This window comes from Streptomyces sp. NPDC001617 (genome assembly GCF_053596855.1).
This window is the reverse complement of sequence record NZ_JBSFHA010000001.1, coordinates 140,739-160,209: the sequence shown is the minus strand read 5'-3', so window position 1 is coordinate 160,209 and position 19,471 is coordinate 140,739. Positions and strand designations below refer to the sequence as shown.

Below are 19,471 nucleotides of genomic sequence, written 5' to 3'. Positions count from 1 at the left end.
ACAGGTCGATACGCACGGCGAGGTGGACGGCGGGACAGCCGGCCGCCTCGCCGTCGTGCGCGCCCGGCGCGCACCGCTGTGGCCACTCTGTGTCATCGCCATGAAACAGGGAGCCCGATCCGAGGCATCGGATTCCGGCATGTGTGTGTGAAGTGCCTATTGCCTGTTCCCCAGGGCTGCTTCACTCCCTCGTGCGCACCTCTGGTGCCCTCGTCCGAGCCGTCGCCGCCGCGCGATGAGACGGCCGGTTCGTCACGTTGCGCAACGGCGCACCCTCTCCCTGGGAAGGCAAGCAATGACGCTGATCACCCGACGCTCCATCCTGATAGCCGGTACGGCCACGGCGGGAGCCCTGCTCGTGCCGACCCCATCCGCCACCGCCGCACCACAGGTGACCGGCAAGCAGATCACGGTCGGCTCGGGGGAGACGTACACCCTCTCCTCCACCACCCGGGTGAGCCAACTGACCATCGCCGACGGCGGAAAGATCGTCGCCCCCGACGGCTACGGCCTCTCCCTCACCGTCGACGGCGTGGAGACCGGCCAGCTCCTGACCGAGACCGGCGGCACCGCGACCCTGATCCAGGCGGGCACCTATCGAGGCGATGTCGTCCTCACCGTGGCGGCCGCGAGCGCCGTGACGTACGAGACGCTCACCTTCCCCTTCCGGCAGGCGCTGTACGTCGACGGCGACGGGGTCGTACGCGACAAGTCCGTCCTCGCGGCCGTGCGGGGAGGCAGGCTCACCGATGCCCTCGCCCGCAACGTGTCGATCACCTCGACCGGCGAGTGCTTCGACGGCGTGTACGTGGAGAGCGGCACCTACACACTGGACCGGCCCACCATCTCCCTCACCGGGAACGGCCGTTGCGACTTCGCCGGCTACGGCGCCGCGGTCGTCGGCGACGGCTCGTCCACCAAGCTGGTCGTGGACGGGGCCCGCATCAGCAACAAGGGCGTGGTCCGCACCGGTGTCATCTCCAACGGCGGCGCCAACGTCCTGGTGAAGAACTCCTCCGTCCGCTGCCGCAACGGCGTCCTGCCCTCCGACTACCAGGCCACCGTCGAGACCCCGTACATGGAGTCGGTGCCCTGGATGCTCGGCCTCGACGGCAATGTCCGCGCCACCAACCTCATCGGCAAGAACAGCATCTCGACCTACCTCAACTCGACCGTGTTCTCGGAGACTTGGGGCGCGCTGTCGGTCGAGGGCGGCAGCGGGCTCAAGCTGACCGCGATCAACAGTCACGTCGGCAACACCGGCGAGTACGGCTACGGCACCTACGCCATCGGCGACGCCACGGTCCGCGTCCTCGGCTCCCGCTTCGACGTCGGCAGCTACGCCACCATCATCGCGGGCCCGGCGGCGGTCGTGCACTACGGCGACAGCACGAAGAACGCCGTCGCCGCGCTCAACACCGAACTCGAACTCGGTCTCACCGACGCCGAGTTGGCGGCCATCGCGCCGCGCAGCACGGTCGTGGACTCCGGCCACTTCGGCTACATGTTCTTCGGTGCCGGCACGCTCACCCTGGACGGCGGAACGGTCATCAACTCCGAGCGGGCCACCTTCCTCAACAAGGGCCAGCAGACCACCATCGACGTCGACGGCTCGAAGGGCGCCCGGCTCAACCCGCGTGACGGCATCATCCTGCAGATGATCGAGCTGGACGACCCGGGCCCGGTCAACGTCAACGGCAAGATGATGAACGTCGGCGTCTACACCGAGCCGACCGCCGACCCCACGAAGGACTCGTCCTTCGACGTCACCGCCGTCCACACCGCCGACGGAGCCGCCACCTTCACCTCCATCGCGCTGCGCGGCGACTTCTACAACGGCATGCGCAAGGGCAAGAACATGGTCCTGACCTTCGAGGGCTCGACGTTGGAGGGCGTCATCTCGTCGACGAAGGCCAAGCACCGGGTCTCCAGCATCGACTCGTCGACCTTCTACGAGCTGGGTATCGTGACCAACACCGCCCAGGCCGCCGTCAACAACGGTGCGATCGTGAAGCTGAACAGCGGCTCCACCTGGACGGTCACCGGCACCTCGTACCTGACCTCCCTCAGCCTTGCCTCCGACGCCGCCGTGAAGGCGCCGCGCGGCAAGAAGGTGACCCTGACGGTCGACGGGACGCAGACGGACATCACCGCCGGCAAGATCTACACCGGCGCCCTCGTCCTCACCGTCGCGTGACGTCAGGAGGCGGAGGCCGACCGGGCCTCCGCCTCCTTCGCGATCTCGTCGAACCGTGCGCCCATGGCTGCCGCCAGCGCCTGGGCCCCCGACAACGGCCTGACCATGACGGTGAGTTCGTCGATCAGGCCGTCCTCGTCGACATGGATGAAGTCGCAGCCGGTCAGCTCGCGGTCGCCGACCCGCGCGGTGAACACCAGAGCATGGTCGCGGCCGTCGGGCCCGGCCAGCTCGCGGTCGTAGCGGAAGTCCTCGAAGACCTGCGACACCGCCCGCAGGATCGCCGCGGTGATCGCCTTGCCCGGGTACGGCTTGAACACCACCGGGCTGGAGAAGACGACGCCCTCGGCCAGCAGCGCCTCGACCGCGTCGAGGTCGCCTGCCTCCACCGCCTCACGGAACGCACGCACGAACCCTCCAAGGTGATAGTCAATTTTTTGAGTAAGTGAGGGCGAGACTAATCAGCTGCCGTGCCGGTGTCCACTACGCTGACGGAGATGTTCAGTCCCGAGGGCCCCAGCCTGCGCGAACTCGCCGTCCAGGCGCTGTCGTCCGTCGAGCACGGCTACGACCTGCTCGCGCCGAAGTTCGACCGCACCCCCTTCCGGACGCCCGACACGGTGCTCGACGCCGTCGCCGCGGCCCTGGCGCCCACGGGGCCGTACGCCTCGGGGCTCGACCTGTGCTGCGGCACCGGCGCGGGTGTCGAGGTGCTGACGCGGGTGTGCCGGGAGACAGTGACCGGGGTCGACTTCAGCGCGGGGATGCTCGCCGTGGGCCGGGAGCGGGTGCGGTCGGTCGGGCCGGACGTCTCCTGGGTGCGTGCGGACGCCCGCGCGCTGCCGTTCCGCCCGGCCTTCGACCTCGTGACCAGCTTCGGGGCCTTCGGGCACTTCCTGCCGGACGAGCTGCCGGGACTCTTCGAGCAGGTCCACTCGGTGCTGCGACCGGGCGGCTGCTTCGCCTTCCCCGTCCTCGCCCCGCCCCGGCCCTCGTCGCCCGCCTTCTGGATGCTGCTCGGCTTCGACGCGGTCATGCGGGTGCGTAACGCCCTCTGGCGACCCCCGTTCGTCATGTACTACCGGGCCTTCCGACTCGGCGATGTGCGACGGGAGTTGGAGCATGCCGGGTTCCAAGTGGGCCTCGAGGCCTTGCCGGAGTTCGGGCGGCGGAGCGACGGGAGCCCGCGCGTGCGGCTGGTGCGGGCCGTCAGATCCTGACGACACCAGGGAAGGGCGGGCGGGCGGTTCGGCCGCAACGGGCCCGCGCCGTCGGCTGTTCACAGGGCGCTGTAGAGCGCCTCGATCAACGTCATCTTCCGGGGGTCGTTGGCGATATGAGGCCCCATCCGGTTCATCACATACCCCATCGACACCCCCGCCTCCGGGTCGGCGAGCCCGCACGAACCCCCGAACCCGTCGTGTCCGAAAGCCCGCGGGTTGGGCCCGTACGAGGCGCCCGGCCCGCTCAGCCACAGCCCGAGCCCGATCTCCGTGTCGCCGTCGAGCCCGGCGCCGAGCACCAGGTCCCGGCAGCTGCCCTGCCCCTGCCGCACCCGCTCGGCGGCCTCGGGCGACAGGACACGATGACCGTCGTACGACCCCTGCCCCGCGAAGATCCCGTACAGCTGGGCGACCGCCCGCGCCGTCCCGTGCCCGTTCGCCGCCGGAATCTCCGCGGCCCGCCACTCGGCGGTGTTGGCCTCGGCGGCACCCACCACCGGATTGGCCAGCGCGGCCAGGGCCAGGGGTGCCAACTGGCTGAAGGCCGCGGCCTGTTCGCTGCTGTCGGCGACCGGCGGATGCACCAGCTCGGCGGCCCGTCCCGCCTCCTTCTCCGGCAGCCCGATGGTGAAGTCGATCCCGAGTGGCCCGGTCACCTCCCGCTCCAGGAAGGCCCCCGGCAACAGGCCCGAGACCCGCCGCACGACCTCCCCGACGAGAAAGCCGTACGTGAACGCGTGATATCCGGACCGCGTCCCCGGCTCCCACCAGGGCTCCGTCGCCGCGAGCCGCCGCGTCGTGAACTCCCAGTCGTAGAGCTGCTCGATCGAGTGCGGCTCACGCAGCCCCGACAGACCCGCGCGGTGCGACAGCAGATGCCGTACGAGCACCTTCTCCTTGCCCGCCGCGGCGAACTCGGGCCAGTAGGCGGCCACCGGAGCGTCGAAGTCGAGCAGTCCCCGGTCGGCGAGGATGTGCGCACACAGGGCGGTCGGCCCCTTCGAGGTGGACCACACATTGACGAGCGTGTCCCGCTCCCAGGCCCGGCCCCGCCCCGCGTCGGCCCACCCGCCCCACAGATCCACCACGACCTCACCGCCGACACTCACGGCGACGGCGGCCCCCAACTCCCCCCGCTCCCGGAAGTTCTCCTCGAACGCCGCCCGCACCGCCCCGAACCGCTCGTCGCAGTGCCCGTGCACGCTCGGCCCACGCTCCGCCATGAGGTCCTCCGTCTTCCGCCGGAAGCCCGGGCCGCGACGCTGCGACCCGAACTCCCCGAACATACCGACTGGTCGGACTGGAGGGAAGGTCAGAGGCGCGACCGCAGCCATTTCACCTTGGCCGCCTCCTGGTAGGGCCCACCGCCCTCATGATCGTTGAAGTCGTATACCTCGATCGTCTTGTCCTCGTGGGCCCAGTTGTTGAAGGCCGCGAAGATGGTCGAGGGCGGGCAGGTCTGGTCCTCCAGGGCCGCCGAGAAGAGGGCGGGGGCGCGGCCGCGGGTGGCGAAGTGGACGCCGTCGAAGTAGGAGAGGGTGCGCAGGGCGTCCTCGGTGCGGCCGCGGTGGGTCTTGAGGAACAGGCCTATCTCGCGGTACGGGTGACGGTCCGTCATGGTGGTCGCGCGGGGATAGTCGCAGAGGAAGGGGACGTCAGGGGCGATCGCCACCAGGTCCGGGACCAGACCGCCGACGGCTATCGTGATGCCGCCGCCCTGGCTCGCGCCGAGCGTGACCGTGCGGGAGGCGTCGGTGAGCGGGTGGGAGCGGGCCGCCTCGACCGCGCGGACCGCGTCGGTGAAGACCCGCCGGTAGTAGTAGTTCTCGGGCGCGTCGATGCCGCGGGTCATGAACCCGGGGAAGGCGGGCGCCCCGCCCACCGGGTCGGCGGTGCCGCCACCGCCGCCCCAGGCACTGCCCTGGCCGCGCGTGTCCATCACGAAGTGCGCCCGGCCGGTGGAGGCCCACAGCAGATGCTCGTGGGCAAGGCCGCGGCCACCGCCGTAGCCGATGAACTCCACGACCAGCGGCACCGGTTCCTCGATCCCGGCCGGCAGCGTCAGCCAGCCCTTCACCGGGTGCCCGCCGAACCCGGCGAACGTCACGTCGTGGACCCGCACCGTCGTCAGGCCCGTGTCGACGGGTTCGAAGCGGGCGTCCAGGTCGTGCTCGCGGGCCTCCTGCAGGGTCTTGGACCAGAACGCGTCGAAGTCCTCGGGCTCGGTGGACGTGCTGCGGTACTCGCGGAGCTCGTCGAGCGGGAGGTCGAACAGGGCCATGTAGGACCGCCTTCGGATAGCGATGAGTAGGCACGGTGAGGGTGATCACACCGTATGTGCGTGGTCGGACGACTCGCCAGGTTTTTCCCGCCCGTTCCGTCTACGATGCCGCCATGTCGTCAGCCGTGGATCTGCTGGTCAAGGACGCCGGACTGCTGGTCGTCGACGGGGGTAGGGAGATCCCCGGCGGCTGGGTGGCCGTGACGAATGGTCGGGTCACCGCCGTGGGCGAGGGCGGGAGCGAACCGGAGGCCCGGAGCACCGTCCCGGCGGCCGGGAGGCTGGTCACCCCGGGCCTGATCAACACGCACCATCACATCTACCAGAACCTCACCCGCTCCTACGCCCCCGCCGTGAACGGCACCCTCTTCGACTGGCTGACCACGCTCTACCCCCTGTGGGCCGCGCTCGACGAGGAGGCCGCGTACGTGTCCGCGTACGTCGGCATGGCGGAACTGCTCTTGGGCGGCTGCACCACGTCCTCCGACCACCTCTATGTCCATCCCCGCCCGCACCTCGTCGACGCCGAGATCCGCGCCGCCCGCGACATCGGCTTCCGCTTCCACGCGACCCGCGGTTCGATGACCCGTTCCGTGGAGGACGGCGGGCTGCCGCCGCGGAGCGTCACACAGACCACCGACGAGGTGCTCGCCGACAGCGAGCGGCTGATCAGGGCCCATCACGATCCGACGCCGGGCGCGTTGATCCGGGTCGCGCTCGCGCCGTGCTCACCGTTCTCGGTGACCAAGGAGGTGATGACGGCGAGCGCCGAACTCGCCGAGCGGTACGACGTACGCCTGCACACGCATCTCGCCGAGGACCACGACGAGGACACGTACTGCCTTGAGACGTACGGCTGCCGACCCGTCGAGTACTTCGAGGACTGCGGCTGGATGAGCGACCGCACCTGGGTCGCCCACTGCATCTATCCGAGCGACGACGAGCTGCGGCGCCTCGGGGCCGCCGGCGTCGGCGTGGCGCACTGCCCCAGCTCCAACATGCTCATCGGCGGCGGCACCGCGCGGGTGAAGGAGATGCGCGAGCTGGGTCTGCCGGTCGGCATCGGCTGCGACGGCTCCGCCTCCACGGACCACGCCTCCCTCTGGATGGAGACACGGAACGCCCTGCTGCTGGGCCGCTACCGCGGCGGCCCCGGCGCCATGACCGCCCGCGACGCCCTCGACATCGCGACCCGCGGCTCGGCCCGCTGCCTCGGCCGCGCCGACGAACTGGGGCATCTGCGGCCGGGCGCCTGTGCCGACCTGGTCGTCTGGGACCTCCACGAGGTCGCTCTCGCGGGCGCGCTGAGCGACCCGGTCGAGGCCTGGCTGCGCTGCGGGCCGGCCCGCGCATGGACGACGGTGGTCGGCGGCCGGGTCCTCGTCGACCGGGGCGAGCCGTCGCTGTCCGGGCTGCCCCAAGCCCTGCGAGACCACGGCCGGATCGCACGGCAGATGCAGCAGGCGACGTAGCACCACCGCGCCCCTGCCGCCCGGCGCCAAGGCCCGCGTGGCGGGCGTCGCCTGCAGTGCCACGCAGCGCCGCCCCTGCTCTCGCGTCCGCTGCCGTTCGGTGCCACGGCTCTCCCGTCCAGCGCCAAGTCCTCTGCCGCCCGACAGCCCACGCCGAGGTGCTACGGCCCACCCGCCTGTCGTCGTGTCCACTGTGGCTCGGTGCGGGTCCACTCCTGTTCCCACTCGGTGAGTCGGTGGCCCGTGGCCACGCGCCGTACGACCGCGTTGCCCAGCAGCACCACGGCCACCGCGCCGCCCGCCGCACATGTGCCGATGGTGACGGTGTGCTGCCAGATCTGGGTCTCGCCCGGCGGCGCAGGGACGCTTCGGTCGTGCCGGTCGAACCACACGTCGACCGTGTCCCCGTGCCGGGTGCCCGCCGGGACGCGGGCCTCGGTGGTGTGCGGGCCCGTGACCGGATCGGTCCAGCGCACGCTCACGCGGTACGAGTGCTCGCGGCTGCCCTGCATCGCCGACGGCGCCTCGGGCGTCCTGCCGACGACCTCGACCCGCACACGATGCCGCTCCGCTCGGGCCGACGCCGCGGCGGTCCGCGCCTCGTCGTGCGCCCACCACCCCACGAGCGCCCCCACCAACGGGGCGCCCACGAACAGCAGCAGGGCGACGACAACCGCCGTCCACGCCTCGACGACGTCCGACCGACGCCGTAGTGGATTGCGCCGCCAGCGCCAGCCGCGCACCCGGGTTCGCATGTCGACCTCCTCGCCGGTCACCGGAGCCGGAGGGGCCGTGTGTGTTCGCCTGTATTGTCCCCCCGCACCGCCTATGTGCGCGAGTGCCCGTGAAAATCGGGTACCCGGCGGAGCGGAGATCGCTCACCGCGAAGCCGTCCGGCTGCGAGGAGTCCGCGCGTCAGCCGAAGCGTTCGATCCGGATCCGCTCCACCGGCTGGCCGGCCGCCACCAGCAGGCGCGAGGCGTGCTCGGCGAAGGCGTTGGAACCGCACACATAGGCCTCCCACCCACCGGGAGGCTGCTCGGACAGGAGCGGTGCCACATGTGCGGCCGCCATACGGCCCACCGGCACCCCCTCGGGCGCGCTCCGCGTGAACACGGGCGTCGTCTCCGCGCCGTACTCCCGCGCGTAGATGAGCTCCTGAGGACCGCGCGCGGACACCAGAAGCCGCAGCGGCACATCCAGGCCCCGTGCCCGGTGGTGGCGCACCATCGACATCAGCGGTACGACGCCGGAGCCGGCGCCGATCAGCAGTGCGGGCCGTTCGCCGGTCCAGACGAAGAAGCCGCTCAGCGGGCCGCGCACCTCGATCTCGTCACCGGGCTTGGCCACTGTGTGGAACCAGCCCGAGACCTCGCCGCCCTCGACATGGTCCAGGGTCAGCTCGATGTGCCCGGCGTCGTCGGGCGCGGACGCGATCGAGTAGTGGCGCTGGGCCACATAGCCGTCCTCGGCGGTGAGCCGCAGCATCAGATGCTGGCCGGGCAGATGCCCCGCCCAGCCGGGTGCCGCGAACCGGAAGGTCGAGGCGTACGGCGTCTCGCGCCGGACCTCGGTGAGTGTGGCGGTCTGCCACGCCGCGGCCGCGCGGTTGCTCACCGCGATCCGGCCGGGCACGGCGAACCGGGTCAGGGGAGTGAACGTCTCAGTCACCGGAGTACCGCTGCTCCTCCCACGGGTTGCCCCGTGCGTGGTAGCCGTTCTGCTCCCAGAAGCCCGGCTCGTCGTGGTCGAGGAGCCGGATGCCCGCGATCCACTTGGCGCTCTTCCAGAAGTACAGGTGCGGCACCAGCAGCCGCGCCGGACCGCCGTGCTCGGGAGCGAGCGGCTTCCCCTCGTACGCGAACGCGATCCAGGCCCGCCCACCGGTCAGATCCGAGAGCGGAAGATTCGTGGTGTACCCGGTGTGCGAATAGGCGACGGCATGGGTGGCCGACACATGGGGCCGCACCACATGGAGAAAGGCGTCCAGCGAGACACCCCCGAACCGCACCCCGAACTTCGACCAGCTCGTCACGCAGTGGATGTCGCCCTCGTACGCCGACTCCGGCAGCGCGTGCGCCTCGTCCCAGTCCCAGGTGAGCGGCCGCTCCACCAGACCGTCGACGCGGAAGGTCCAGTCGGCCGGTGCCAGGTCGGGCGTGACCTCGGCGGAGAGGACGGGCCAGTCGTCGCCCGCGTCGTACTGGCCGGGCGGTAGGCCAGGATGGTGGACGCGGGGGCGCCCGGTGAAGCCTCGGGTGACGTTCATGGTTCCACCGTACGCTGTCGTCACCCGTGCTCCGTCCCAGGTCAGCGCGGCGATCATTGCGACCGCATGAACACTCCGCCGCCCCGGGAATAGCAGCTCCCCGATCTTCCTTGCCGACTGGTGCCAGGCGTGAGCGAAGGAGAGTGGGAACAATGCCGCAGGCGTATGTCTTCACGCGGTACGGCGGACCGGAGGTCGAGGCGCTCGTCGAGGTGGAGCGGCCGGTGCCCCGTCCGGGTCAGGTCCTCATCGCGGTCCGGGCCGCGGGCGTGAACCCCGTCGACTGGAAACAGCGCACCGGCTACCGCCGCCCCGGCGAGAGCGGTGAGCGTCACTTCCCCGCCTACTTCGGCAACGAGGTCTCGGGCGTCGTGGAGGAAGTCGGCGAGGGCGTCGAGGGCTTCGCCGTCGGGGACGAGGTCTTCGGGCGGCCTGTTGTCGGCGGGTACTCCGAGTTCGCGCTGCTGTCGGTCGACCTGATCGCGCACAAGCCCGCGGGCCTGTCCTTCACCGACGCGGCGACCCTGCCCGTCGCGGCCGTGACGGCGTACGACGGCATCCGCCAGCTCGCTCTGCCGGCCGGTGCGACCGTGCTGATCACCGGCGCGGGCGGTGGGGTCGGTGTCGCGGCCGTGCAGATCGCCAGGGCCGAGGGACTGCGTGTCGTGGGCGTGTCGAGCGACGCCAAGAAGGACTTCGTGGAGGCCTTCGGGGCCGTGCACGTCCCGTCCGGGCCTGGCTGGACCGAGCGCGTGCCGGGTGCCGTCGACGGCGTGTACGACCTGGTGGGCGGCGAGGTCCTGGCCGAGGCGGCGGCCCTGCTCACCGACCGGACGAAGCTGATCACGGCCGGGGCACCGCCCGAGGTCGTGGAGAGGCTCGGCGGCTCGCGCGTCGCCCGCGTCCGCACCTCCGAGCGCCTCACGGAGGCTGCCGACCTGGTGGTGAAGGGCGATCTGGACCCCCAGGTGACGCAGACCTTCCCGCTGGAGCGGGCCGGTGACGCGCTGCGTGCCGTCGAGGAGGGCCATGCCCGCGGCAAGATCGTGATCGAGGTCGCCGCATGAGCCACGTCCTGGACAACCCCGCTTTGGCCTCGCTGACCGGCCCGCACGCCCATTTCGCCGAGCGGCGCGGCCGGTTGCTGCGCTACCCGGTCGACGTCTCGCCATGGCTCGCGCTGCCCGACGAGCTGGACGCCGGGGACTGGGCCGACCTCGCCGCCTTCGCGGGCCCCGGGGGCGAGGTCCCGCTGCTCGGCTTCCACGGCGAGATCCCCGACGGCTGGGAGGTCACCTTCCAGATGGAGGGCGTGCAGCTCGTCGACGACGGTGTCGCCACCGCGCCCGAGCCGGATGCCCTCCGCCTCGGCCCGGCCGACGTACCGGAGATGCTCGACCTGGTGCGCCGGACTCAGCCCGGCCCGTTCCTGCCCCGCACCATCGAGATGGGCACCTATCTGGGCATACGCCGCGACGGCGCCCTGATAGCCATGGCGGGGGAGCGGCTGCACCCGCCCGGCTGGACCGAGATCAGCGCCGTCTGCACCGACCCCGCCTTCCGCGGCGAGGGCCTTGCCACCCGGCTGATCCTCGCCGTCGCCCACGGCATCCGGGAGCGCGGTGAGACCCCGTTCCTGCACACCGGTGCCGCCAACACCAACGCCATCCGCCTGTACGAGTCCCTCGGCTTCGCCCTCCGCCGCAGCACCGTCTTCGGGGCCGCTCGCGCCCCGGAACACCTCGCGGACGCACGGGAGTTGGCGGCCTCCTAGTCCTCGGGCCGGGCCCAGGCGTTGTACCTGACGAGGTATGCGGCGAACCGCTCCAGATCCTCCTCCGGCCAGTCCGCCAGCCGCTCCCGGAAGGCGGCCCGGCGGCTGTCGGTCACCTGGGCGAGGATCTGGCGGCCGGCCTCGGTCAGGTGCAGCACCTGTACCCGGTGGTCGTCCGGGTCCAGGCGCCGTTCGATGAGCCGCGCCCGCTCCAGCGCGGTCACCTGGCGGCTCACCGTGGACTTGTCCAGGGCGTAGTGGGCCGCCAGGTCGGTCGCCCGGCAGCCGCCGCTCTCCTCCAGGTGTCCGAGCAGGGTGTACGACACCAGCGAGAGCTCGGGGTGCATACGCCCCGCCGAGGCACGGGCGCGGCGGGCGAAGACCGTCATCTCGCGCTGGATCGTCTCCACGGCCTCGTCCGCGTCCACGGGTCCTCCCTCACTCGCCCGTCTTGGTTGCACAGTACAACTTGAGTGGGAGTTGTATAAGCCAACCAATAACCCCTCGGCTGGGGCCGTGCCGGGGCCCTGGGAGGCCGAGGAAGAGGCCGAGGAGGAAGAGGCCGAGGAAGAGGAGATCGAGGAGACCGCCGGTGTCTGGTCGCCGGTGTAATGTGGCGGTCCGGCCGCGGATCGTCCCGGCCGCCGGTGACCGAGGAGGTGAGTCCCATTACCGCTGTGTCAGGTCGGGTGCTCTCTCCTCGTGTCGACGTGGGTCGTCGGCCGTAGGCGATCACGAGAGCGCCCTTCGACTCACCGAAAGGCTCTCGGCTTCCATGCCCTCACCTTCCTTCTCCGCCGGTCCCACCGATTCCGTCGTGGCCGCTCTGCGCGCCGCGGGCTGCGTCTTCGCCGAGGACGAGGCCCGGTTGATCCTGGCCGCCGCCGGCACTCCGGACGAGCTAGCCACGCTCGTCGAGCGCAGGGCGGGTGGCCTGCCGCTCGAACTCGTCCTGGGCTGGGCCGAGTTCCGCGGTCTGCGGATCGCCGTGGAACCGGGTGTGTTCGTGCCCCGCCGCCGTACCGAGTTCCTCGTCGAGCAGGCTCTCGCCCAGGCTCCCCAGGCATCCGTCGTGGTGGACCTGTGCTGTGGCTCGGGCGCCGTCGGCACGGCCCTGGCGACAGCGCTCGGCGGCGTCGAACTGCACGCCGCCGACATCGACCCGGCCGCCGTGCGCTGCGCCCACCGCAACGTCACCGGCGTCGGCGGCCACGTCCACCAGGGCGACCTGTTCGAGGCGCTGCCCGAGGAACTGCGCGGCCGGATCGACATCCTCGCGGCCAATGTGCCGTACGTCCCCACCGACGAGGTCGGGCTCCTGCCCCCGGAGGCACGCGACCACGAGCCACTGGTCGCGCTCGACGGCGGCTTTGACGGCCTCGACGTCCTGCGCCGGGTCGCCGCCGAGGCACCGCGCTGGCTCGCCCCCGGTGGTTGCGTCCTGGTCGAGACGAGCGAACGGCAGGCCGCGCTGGCCGTGGAGGCCTTCGCCGGTCAGGGGCTGACGACACGTCTGGCCACGGACGACGACCTCTACGCCAACGTCGTGATCGGCGTCAGGACGTAGCGGTCGGCACCGTCATGTCGTCGCGCCGCTGCCCGACGGGCTCGCCGAGGGGGCGGGCATGCGCCAGTCCATGGGACCGTGGCCCGGGAACCTCCCGCGCCATTCGCCGCCCGGTCCCTTGTCCGCCAGATCCCCGGAGAGCACGCGCGTCGCCGTCCTGGTGCCGTCGCCGGCACGGGTGCCCACGAGCAGGGCGGTCTCGTCCTTCTTCAGATCGCCCGTGCCGGAGCCCTTGGTGCCGTCGTGCAGGACGGTGGAGTTCGAGTCGACCGTCCATGTCCACTCGGCGCCGTCCTCGCTCTTCACGGTGACGTGGTCGCCGTCGATCTTCTCGACGGTGCCGCGCTGCCAGACCCGTACGACCCACTTGCCGGTGTCCTGGTCCTTGACGGTCGCCTCGCCGTGCACGCCCATGCCGCCGAAATCGAACCAGCGGCCACCGCCGTGCCGCTCACCGGGCCCGCTCGGTGACGGGGACGCGGACCCGGACACGGAGGGTGTGGCGCCCGTACGGGAAGAGCCCGAGGTCGCGGCGTAGGCGACGGTGCCGCCGAGCGCCAGCACGGCGACCGTCGACGCGGCGATCACCGTCCGTGCGCGGCCGGAGCGGCGCCGCCACACCCGGTCCCAGGCCGGCTCTCCGGCGGGCTCCGGCCCGCCCGGGCCCGTCATCACTTCCCAGTCCGGCGTCGTCTCGGCGTGCCGGTCGGGCGGCTCGCCCCCGGCGGCGGATTCCTGGTGCGGTTCGTGCATCACGGCTCGCTCCCATCGGCCACGGCACACGGCATCCCCATGCCATGCCTTGCTGTGATTGTCCGAGGAACGCGATAAGGACGAGGTAATCAATACCTGTGAAAGCGGGGCGTACGGGGCCGGCCGGCGCCGACGATCAGCCGGGCTTCTGCACACGGGCGATGAGAAGCGCCACGTCGTCGGAGTTGTCCGGCTGGTGCAGCGTGCGCAGCAGAAGGTCGCAGACCTCTTCCAGGGGGCGGTCGGGGCCTTCCAGCAGGGACAGCAACGCTTCCAGGCGCTCATCGAGAGGGTGCTGTCGGGTCTCGACCAGGCCGTCGGTGTAGAACACGAGCCGGTCGCCGGGTTCCAGGTCGACCGTGGTGGTGGAGAAGGCGACGCCGCCGACGCCGAGGGGTACGCCGGTGGGCAGTTCGAGGAACTCCGGGGGATGACCCTCACGCAGCCTGGCGGGCGGCAGGTGGCCGGCGTTGGCGATCCGGCACTGGCGCAGCTCCGGGTCGTGGACGGCGTAGACACAGGTCGCGATGGAGTGGTCCAGGCCCTCCGTGATCCGGTCGAGGTGCTCCAGGAGGCGGGCCGGATCGAGGTCCAGGGAGGCGAGGGTGTTCGTGGCGGTACGGAGACGGCCCATGGTGGCCGCGGCTGAGATGCCGCTGCCCATCACGTCGCCCACCACCAGCGCCGTCTTGCCGCCCTCCAGGGGGATCACGTCGAACCAGTCGCCGCCGACCTCGGTGGTCGCGCCCGCCGGCTGGTAGCGGGAGGCCACCTCCAGGCCGCCGGTCACCGGCGGGTGGCTGGGCAGCAGACTGCGCTGGAGGGTGAGGGCGGTGTCGCGGGCGTTCTGGTACCAGCGGGCGTTGTCGATCTGCACGGCCGCACGGGACGCCAGCTCACGGGCGAGCAGCAGATCGTCCTCGGTGAACGGCAGCGGGTTGCGCGTGCGCTTGAGATCCAGGGCGCCGAGCACTTCGCCGCGTGCGATCAGCGGCACGGCCAGGTACGAGTGGACGCCTGCCTGCGCCAGCAGCTCCGCGGCCTCGGCGGAGCGGCCGATGCGCGGCAGATCGGCCTCCTCGACCTGAGCCACCATGACCGGCAGGCCCGTCCGCACGCACTCGGTGACCAGCCGGTCGGGGCCGTACCGCGCGACCTGCCCGGGCTGGTCGGCCGCCCGCAGCGCCTCCGGGGCGTCCTCGGCCTGCACGGCCAGCGCCCGTATCACCGCCGGCTCGGCGGGCCCCAGGCTGCTGCGCCTGCCCTCGACCACCGCTTCCAGCAGGTCCACGGCGGCCACGTCGGCGAGCTCCGGCACCGCCACGTCGGCCAACTCCCGTGCCGTACGGTCCAGTTCGAGGGTCGTGCCGATCCGGGCCGAGGCGTCCGCGATGAGCGCCAGCCGGCGCCGCGCAGCCTCCGCCTCGACGCCTGCCCGGTGCTGCTCGGTGATGTCCACGACCGACCCGGCCACGCCCAGCACGGTCCCCGCGGTGTCCTCGAGGCGGTACAGCGAGATCACCCAGGCGTGCTCCTCGGCCGGATCGGCGGGCGTGCGGCCGATCGTGAGCTGGTCGACGAGCGGGCGGCCGGTCTCCAGCACCCCGCGCGCGGCCGCCTCGATGGCGTCGGTGTCGAGATGCGGCAGGACATCGCATATACGCCGGCCGATGTGGTCCTCGGCCGGAATGCCGTTGAGCCGCTCCAGCGCCGGGTTGACCGTCACGTACCGCAGATCGGTGTCCAGGACGGCCAGACCGATGGGGGACTGCGCGATCACACTCGTGGACAGCGCCACGTCCCGCTCAAGCCGCCGTACTGTCGACCGGTCGGCGCACAGGCCCAGGGCGTAGACGTCGCCGTGGTCGTCCAGCAGGCGCATGTTGCGGAACTCCACCAGGCGGGCGGTGCCGTCCTTGCGCCGGATGGGGAAGGCGCCGGCCCAGCTCTGGCCGGTCATCATGACGTCGGCGAAGAGCTTGACGACCAGGTCCAGATGCTGTTCGTGCACCATGATCCGGGCCGCGTACTGGCCGAGCGCCTCCTGTGCGGGGTAGCCGAACAGCTCCTCGGCCTGCGGGCTCCACAGCACGATGCGTCCCTCGGCGTCCAGCACGACCGAGGCCACGCCCAGGACGTCGAGCAGCCCGCCCGGCCGCACCGACTCCTGGCCCTCGGTCACCGGAAACCCAGGTGCACCCATTCCACGCACCGCCTTCACCCGTTCGCGCGGCACGCCGTCCCCCGTGCCGACTCCCCTTGTTCTACCGCGCTCAACCGTCCCTGTGACGCCTCCGTCGCCCACCTCCACGATCCCTCAACACGGCGCGGCCGTCCCCCGCGGCGGTGTCGACACTACCCGGCACGGAGCGTCGCCGAGCCGAAAGCCCCCGTTACCGATTTGGTCTGTACATGACCACCTCGGCGGGCCAGACTGTCCGCCGGACACACCCCCCGCCCCTCGGAGGAGCCCTTCCATGCCCCTGCGCGCCCGGCAACGTTGTCACGCGGCCCTGACCGCGGCCCTCGTCCTCGCCACCGCCGCCGTCCTGTCGGCCGCCCCGCCCGCGTCGGCCGCCGACACCTGGACCGAGCAGGGTTCGGACCGCGCCGACCCGCTGACCGAGAGCCAGGGTCTGACCTCGGTGGAGGTCCCGGCCGGCAGCCCCAACCACTACACCGGCATCGGCACCATCCCCGTCTCCGTCTCCAGCCGTGGGTGGAACCATGTCGGCGACCCCGACGCGTCCTACACCGGCTACTACGTCGAGCCGTACCAGGCCGACTCGGGCACCACGAAGATGTACCGGGTGCAGGCGCCGGACGGCACCTGGTCCGAGTACACCCACACCCTCGGTTCCGGTGAGGCCCTGAACAACTCCTGGGTCGCGATCTCGCCCGACGGGCAGTGGATGCTGTCCGGCGAGTACGGCACCATGAGCCGCTTCCTGGTCTTCCCGACGCCCGGTGTCAACGCGAGCACCTCACCCTCGGTGAACCTGCCGCAGGTCGCCACCGTCAACCTCGACCACGCCGTCCGTGACGTACAGGGCTGCGACTTCGTGAGCGCCACGCAGCTGCTGTGCTCCTCGGACGACCCGGCGGGCGCGCTCTTCGGCATCACCAAGCCGCTGCTCCAGGTCGACCTGTCCGCCGCGGTGAACGGCACGTCGAACGTCACGGGTCATGTCACCGCGCTGCAGCAGCTCCCGTTGCGGAGCGGCTGCTCCGGCACCTTCGAGGTCGAGGGCATCGACTACGACCGGCGTGACGGCACCCTGCGCGTCATCGTCGTCTCGCCGGGGTTCTGTGTGCTCACGGACAGCAAGACGTACCGGTTCAAGAAGAGCTGAGCCTCTCGCTGGTCCCGGTCCGGCAGTGGTGCTTTTCTGGGGATGTGGCGCGGTTCGCGGGGGACCCGTGGAGCCGCGCCACCGTCATGAGAGGAGCGTCACGATGGATCGTCGGCGATCGCACGAGGAACCCGTCTCCCTCGAGATCAGCGGCTGCAGCAAGGAGGACGCGCGGATCGTCTTCGACGCGCTGTGTGCCTGCTTCGAGTCCGACCGGGGTGCGGAGGAGGTGCCGCAGCAGCTTCATGAGACGCGGCCGATGGTGTGGCTGGGGACGTTCGAGGTCACCGACGCGCACGAGTGTCCGACGCCGGGTCGGCTGTCGTCCTCGGTCGAGGTGGACGCGCAGGGCGGGTACTGGGCGATCGAGCGGCTTCGGTCCACCCTGGATCCGCTGTTCACGGTGCGGGACCTGTCCTCGGCCTCGGGGGATCAGGAACGGGAGCTGCACGTGATCCTCGAAAGCCGCTGAGGTTCAGCGGTTGTGCAACTAGTTGCACAATGGCTCGCCGGTCCTCTACAACTGATGCACCACACCGTGCACGGAGGACCCCATGAGCCGTTACCCGCATCTGCTGAACCCGCTCGACCTGGGCTTCACCACGCTGCCCAACCGCGTCCTCATGGGCTCCATGCACGTCGGTCTGGAGGAGGCCGAGCGTGGGTTCGAGCGGATGGCGGAGTTCTACGCGGCCCGGGCCCGCGGGGGAGTGGGCCTGATCGTCACCGGTGGCATCGCGCCCAACGAGGCGGGGCGGCCGTACGAGGGTGGAGCCAAGCTCACCACCGACGCCGAGGCCGAGCAGCACGCGGTGATCACCGAGGCGGTCCACCGGGCGGGCGGTCGTATCGCCATGCAGATCCTGCACTTCGGCCGGTACGCCTACCATCAGGAACTGGTCGCGCCCAGCCCCCTCCAGGCGCCGATCAGCCCCTTCCCGCCGCGCCCTCTCACCGACGACGAGGTCGAGCAGACCATCGACGACTACGCCCGCGCCGCCCGCCTCGCCCGCCAGGCCGGCTACGACGGTGTGGAGATCATGGGCTCCGAGGGCTACCTCATCAACGAGTTCATCGCCGCGCAGACCAACCGGCGCACCGACCGCTGGGGCGGGCCGTACGAGAACCGCATGCGCTTCCCCGTCGAAATCGTGCGGAGGGTGCGCGAGGCGGTCGGTGAGGACTTCATCATCGTCTACCGCCTGTCCATGCTGGACCTGGTCCCCGGCGGCTCCACGCTCGACGAGGTGATCACGCTCGCCAAGGCCGTCGAGGCGGCCGGGGCGACCATCATCAACACCGGTATCGGCTGGCACGAGGCCCGTATCCCCACCATCGCCACCTCGGTACCGCGCGGCGCCTACACCTGGGTCACCAAGCGGCTCATGGGTGAGGTGTCGATTCCGCTCGTCACCACCAACCGCATCAACACCCCCGAGCTGGCCGAGGAGTTGCTCGCCGAGGGCTACGCGGACATGGTGTCGATGGCCCGCCCGATGCTGGCCGACCCCGACTTCGTCGCCAAGGCCGCCTCCGGTACGCCCGACGCCATCAACACCTGCATCGGCTGCAACCAGGCCTGCCTCGACCACACCTTCAGCCTCAAGATCACCTCCTGCCTGGTCAACCCGCGCGCCTGCCACGAGACGGAGCTGGTGCTGTCGCCGACCCGGCTGCGCAAGCGCGTCGCCGTCGTCGGCGCCGGACCGGCCGGACTCGCCTGTGCCGTGTCGGCCGCCGAACGCGGCCACGAGGTGACCCTCTTCGACGCCGCGAGCGAGATCGGCGGGCAGCTCAACGTCGCCCGAAAGGTGCCCGGAAAGCAGGAGTTCGACGAGACCCTGCGCTACTTCCGCCACCAGCTCGATGCGCACGGCGTGGACGTACGCCTCAACACCCCCGTCGAGGCAGGGGACTTGGCGGCCTTCGACGAGGTCGTCGTCGCCACCGGCGTCACCCCGCGCACCCCCGACATCCCCGGCGTCGACCACCCGAGCGTCGTCGGCTACCTCGACGTGCTGCGCGACAACGTCCCCGTCGGCGACCGCGTCGCCATCCTCGGCGCGGGCGGCATCGGCTTCGACGTCGCCGAGTTCCTCACCGACGGCGGCGACAAGGCGCACGAGGACCCGGAGACGTACTTCCGTCAGTGGGGCGTCGACATGGACTACGCGGCCGCCGGCGGACTCGCCGCCCCCGTGCGGCCCGCTCCGACGCGCAGCGTCCACCTGCTGCAGCGCAAGACCAGCAAGGTCGGCGCCGGGCTGGGCAAGACCACCGGCTGGATCCACCGCACCGAGCTCAAGCACCGGGGCGTCACCATGGTCCCGGGTGTGCGCTACGACCGTATCGACGACGCCGGACTCCACGTCACCATCGGTGAGGAGAGCACCGTGCTGCCCGTCGACACCGTCGTGCTCTGCACCGGCCAGGAGCCGCGCCGCGACCTGTACGAGGAGCTGGTCGCCGCCGGCCGCAGCGCGCACCTGATCGGCGGCGCCGACGTGGCCGCCGAACTGGACGCCAAACGGGCCATCAAGCAGGGCACCGAGGTCGCGGCCGCCCTCTAGGCGCCGTCCCTA

General features: G+C 71.3%; 18 protein-coding genes. 9 read left to right on the top strand and 9 right to left on the bottom strand.

Translation table 11 applies throughout. The features are described 5' to 3' along the window. Positions 1–295: 295 nt before the first annotated feature. A complete protein-coding gene (locus tag ACWC09_RS00810) occupies positions 296–2,197 on the top strand; it encodes a hypothetical protein (protein WP_450847129.1) in 1,902 nt (633 codons plus the stop codon). A 2-nt stretch (positions 2,198–2,199) separates the two neighbouring features. On the opposite strand, the gene ACWC09_RS00805 is transcribed toward ACWC09_RS00810, so the two are convergent. Beyond that, entirely contained in the window at positions 2,200–2,607 is a 408-nt protein-coding gene (locus ACWC09_RS00805; RefSeq protein WP_450847127.1) for a nuclear transport factor 2 family protein, read from the bottom strand. 87 nt (positions 2,608–2,694) lie between these two features. Here ACWC09_RS00805 and ACWC09_RS00800 point away from each other — a divergent pair, with 87 nt between their 5' ends. After that, on the top strand, positions 2,695–3,417 hold the full coding sequence (locus tag ACWC09_RS00800; RefSeq protein WP_450847125.1) for a class I SAM-dependent methyltransferase: 723 nt from the start codon (positions 2,695–2,697) through the stop codon (positions 3,415–3,417). Between the two features lie 59 nt (positions 3,418–3,476). Here the strand turns inward: ACWC09_RS00800 and ACWC09_RS00795 are convergent, their stop codons facing one another. Next, positions 3,477–4,643, bottom strand: a complete 1,167-nt coding sequence (locus ACWC09_RS00795) for a serine hydrolase domain-containing protein (RefSeq protein ID WP_450847123.1) — start codon at positions 4,641–4,643, stop codon at positions 3,477–3,479. 89 nt (positions 4,644–4,732) lie between these two features. Beyond that, positions 4,733–5,701 carry an acetylxylan esterase gene (locus ACWC09_RS00790; RefSeq protein WP_450847121.1) on the bottom strand — a complete coding sequence of 323 codons (969 nt, stop codon included), beginning with the start codon at positions 5,699–5,701 and terminating at the stop codon, positions 4,733–4,735. A gap of 113 nt (positions 5,702–5,814) precedes the next feature. Between ACWC09_RS00790 and ACWC09_RS00785 the strand changes: the two genes are divergently transcribed. Then, positions 5,815–7,173: an 8-oxoguanine deaminase gene (locus ACWC09_RS00785; RefSeq protein WP_450847119.1), complete on the top strand. Its 1,359-nt coding sequence runs from the start codon at positions 5,815–5,817 to the stop codon at positions 7,171–7,173. Positions 7,174–7,334: 161 nt separating this feature from the next. Here the strand turns inward: ACWC09_RS00785 and ACWC09_RS00780 are convergent, their stop codons facing one another. From ACWC09_RS00780 to ACWC09_RS00770, 3 genes are all read right to left on the bottom strand, one after another. Further along, a complete protein-coding gene (locus ACWC09_RS00780; protein WP_450847117.1) occupies positions 7,335–7,928 on the bottom strand; it encodes an Rv1733c family protein in 594 nt (197 codons plus the stop codon). Positions 7,929–8,088: 160 nt separating this feature from the next. Continuing rightward, a complete protein-coding gene (locus ACWC09_RS00775; protein ID WP_450847115.1) occupies positions 8,089–8,844 on the bottom strand; it encodes a ferredoxin reductase in 756 nt (251 codons plus the stop codon). After that, positions 8,837–9,442 carry a sulfite oxidase-like oxidoreductase gene (locus ACWC09_RS00770; RefSeq protein ID WP_450847113.1) on the bottom strand — a complete coding sequence of 202 codons (606 nt, stop codon included), beginning with the start codon at positions 9,440–9,442 and terminating at the stop codon, positions 8,837–8,839. Before ACWC09_RS00770 ends, ACWC09_RS00775 begins: the two co-directional genes overlap by 8 nt. A 152-nt stretch (positions 9,443–9,594) precedes the next feature. On the opposite strand from ACWC09_RS00770, the gene ACWC09_RS00765 reads away from it, so the two are divergent. Beyond that, positions 9,595–10,509, top strand: coding sequence for an NADP-dependent oxidoreductase (locus ACWC09_RS00765; protein WP_450847111.1), 915 nt, complete (start codon positions 9,595–9,597; stop codon positions 10,507–10,509). Next, positions 10,506–11,216 carry a GNAT family N-acetyltransferase gene (locus ACWC09_RS00760; protein ID WP_450847109.1) on the top strand — a complete coding sequence of 237 codons (711 nt, stop codon included), beginning with the start codon at positions 10,506–10,508 and terminating at the stop codon, positions 11,214–11,216. The genes ACWC09_RS00765 and ACWC09_RS00760 overlap by 4 nt, the downstream gene beginning before the upstream one ends. Here the strand turns inward: ACWC09_RS00760 and ACWC09_RS00755 are convergent. Then, positions 11,213–11,605: a MarR family winged helix-turn-helix transcriptional regulator gene (locus ACWC09_RS00755; protein ID WP_450847441.1), complete on the bottom strand. Its 393-nt coding sequence runs from the start codon at positions 11,603–11,605 to the stop codon at positions 11,213–11,215. The two genes, ACWC09_RS00760 and ACWC09_RS00755, sit on opposite strands and share 4 nt — an antisense overlap. A 386-nt stretch (positions 11,606–11,991) precedes the next feature. On the opposite strand from ACWC09_RS00755, the gene ACWC09_RS00750 reads away from it, so the two are divergent. After that, positions 11,992–12,783 carry a putative protein N(5)-glutamine methyltransferase gene (locus tag ACWC09_RS00750; RefSeq protein ID WP_450847107.1) on the top strand — a complete coding sequence of 264 codons (792 nt, stop codon included), beginning with the start codon at positions 11,992–11,994 and terminating at the stop codon, positions 12,781–12,783. 12 nt (positions 12,784–12,795) lie between these two features. Here ACWC09_RS00750 and ACWC09_RS00745 read toward each other — a convergent pair whose 3' ends face one another. Both ACWC09_RS00745 and ACWC09_RS00740 read right to left on the bottom strand, forming a co-directional pair. Continuing rightward, the gene (locus ACWC09_RS00745; protein ID WP_450847105.1) at positions 12,796–13,536 is read right to left on the bottom strand and encodes a hypothetical protein; all 741 of its coding nucleotides are present in this window, start codon (positions 13,534–13,536) and stop codon (positions 12,796–12,798) included. A 136-nt stretch (positions 13,537–13,672) separates the two neighbouring features. After that, a complete protein-coding gene (locus tag ACWC09_RS00740) occupies positions 13,673–15,739 on the bottom strand; it encodes a SpoIIE family protein phosphatase (protein ID WP_450847103.1) in 2,067 nt (688 codons plus the stop codon). Positions 15,740–16,013: 274 nt separating this feature from the next. On the opposite strand from ACWC09_RS00740, the gene ACWC09_RS00735 reads away from it, so the two are divergent. The 3 genes from ACWC09_RS00735 to ACWC09_RS00725 all read left to right on the top strand — a co-directional run bounded on the left by ACWC09_RS00735 (position 16,014) and on the right by ACWC09_RS00725 (position 19,459). Continuing rightward, positions 16,014–16,889 carry a hypothetical protein gene (locus ACWC09_RS00735; RefSeq protein ID WP_450847101.1) on the top strand — a complete coding sequence of 292 codons (876 nt, stop codon included), beginning with the start codon at positions 16,014–16,016 and terminating at the stop codon, positions 16,887–16,889. A gap of 103 nt (positions 16,890–16,992) precedes the next feature. Beyond that, positions 16,993–17,361 carry a hypothetical protein gene (locus tag ACWC09_RS00730; protein WP_450847100.1) on the top strand — a complete coding sequence of 123 codons (369 nt, stop codon included), beginning with the start codon at positions 16,993–16,995 and terminating at the stop codon, positions 17,359–17,361. 82 nt (positions 17,362–17,443) lie between these two features. Continuing rightward, positions 17,444–19,459, top strand: coding sequence for an FAD-dependent oxidoreductase (locus tag ACWC09_RS00725; protein ID WP_450847098.1), 2,016 nt, complete (start codon positions 17,444–17,446; stop codon positions 19,457–19,459). The last annotated feature ends 12 nt before the right edge of the window (positions 19,460–19,471 follow it).

Excerpts from the sequence above, each read along its gene's own strand:
- ACWC09_RS00745 (WP_450847105.1), bottom strand. The coding sequence starts at position 13,536 with ATGCACGAACCGCACCAGGAATCCGCCGCCGGGGGCGAGCCGCCCGAC.
- ACWC09_RS00790 (WP_450847121.1), bottom strand. The coding sequence starts at position 5,701 with ATGGCCCTGTTCGACCTCCCGCTCGACGAGCTCCGCGAGTACCGCAGC.
- ACWC09_RS00795 (WP_450847123.1), bottom strand. The coding sequence starts at position 4,643 with ATGGCGGAGCGTGGGCCGAGCGTGCACGGGCACTGCGACGAGCGGTTC.
- ACWC09_RS00755 (WP_450847441.1), bottom strand. The coding sequence starts at position 11,605 with ATGACGGTCTTCGCCCGCCGCGCCCGTGCCTCGGCGGGGCGTATGCAC.
- ACWC09_RS00785 (WP_450847119.1), top strand. The coding sequence starts at position 5,815 with ATGTCGTCAGCCGTGGATCTGCTGGTCAAGGACGCCGGACTGCTGGTC.
- ACWC09_RS00730 (WP_450847100.1), top strand. The coding sequence starts at position 16,993 with ATGGATCGTCGGCGATCGCACGAGGAACCCGTCTCCCTCGAGATCAGC.
- ACWC09_RS00740 (WP_450847103.1), bottom strand. The coding sequence starts at position 15,739 with ATGGGTGCACCTGGGTTTCCGGTGACCGAGGGCCAGGAGTCGGTGCGG.
- ACWC09_RS00800 (WP_450847125.1), top strand. The coding sequence starts at position 2,695 with ATGTTCAGTCCCGAGGGCCCCAGCCTGCGCGAACTCGCCGTCCAGGCG.
- ACWC09_RS00810 (WP_450847129.1), top strand. The coding sequence starts at position 296 with ATGACGCTGATCACCCGACGCTCCATCCTGATAGCCGGTACGGCCACG.
- ACWC09_RS00765 (WP_450847111.1), top strand. The coding sequence starts at position 9,595 with ATGCCGCAGGCGTATGTCTTCACGCGGTACGGCGGACCGGAGGTCGAG.
- ACWC09_RS00725 (WP_450847098.1), top strand. The coding sequence starts at position 17,444 with ATGAGCCGTTACCCGCATCTGCTGAACCCGCTCGACCTGGGCTTCACC.
- ACWC09_RS00750 (WP_450847107.1), top strand. The coding sequence starts at position 11,992 with ATGCCCTCACCTTCCTTCTCCGCCGGTCCCACCGATTCCGTCGTGGCC.
- ACWC09_RS00770 (WP_450847113.1), bottom strand. The coding sequence starts at position 9,442 with ATGAACGTCACCCGAGGCTTCACCGGGCGCCCCCGCGTCCACCATCCT.
- ACWC09_RS00780 (WP_450847117.1), bottom strand. The coding sequence starts at position 7,928 with ATGCGAACCCGGGTGCGCGGCTGGCGCTGGCGGCGCAATCCACTACGG.
- ACWC09_RS00760 (WP_450847109.1), top strand. The coding sequence starts at position 10,506 with ATGAGCCACGTCCTGGACAACCCCGCTTTGGCCTCGCTGACCGGCCCG.
- ACWC09_RS00735 (WP_450847101.1), top strand. The coding sequence starts at position 16,014 with ATGCCCCTGCGCGCCCGGCAACGTTGTCACGCGGCCCTGACCGCGGCC.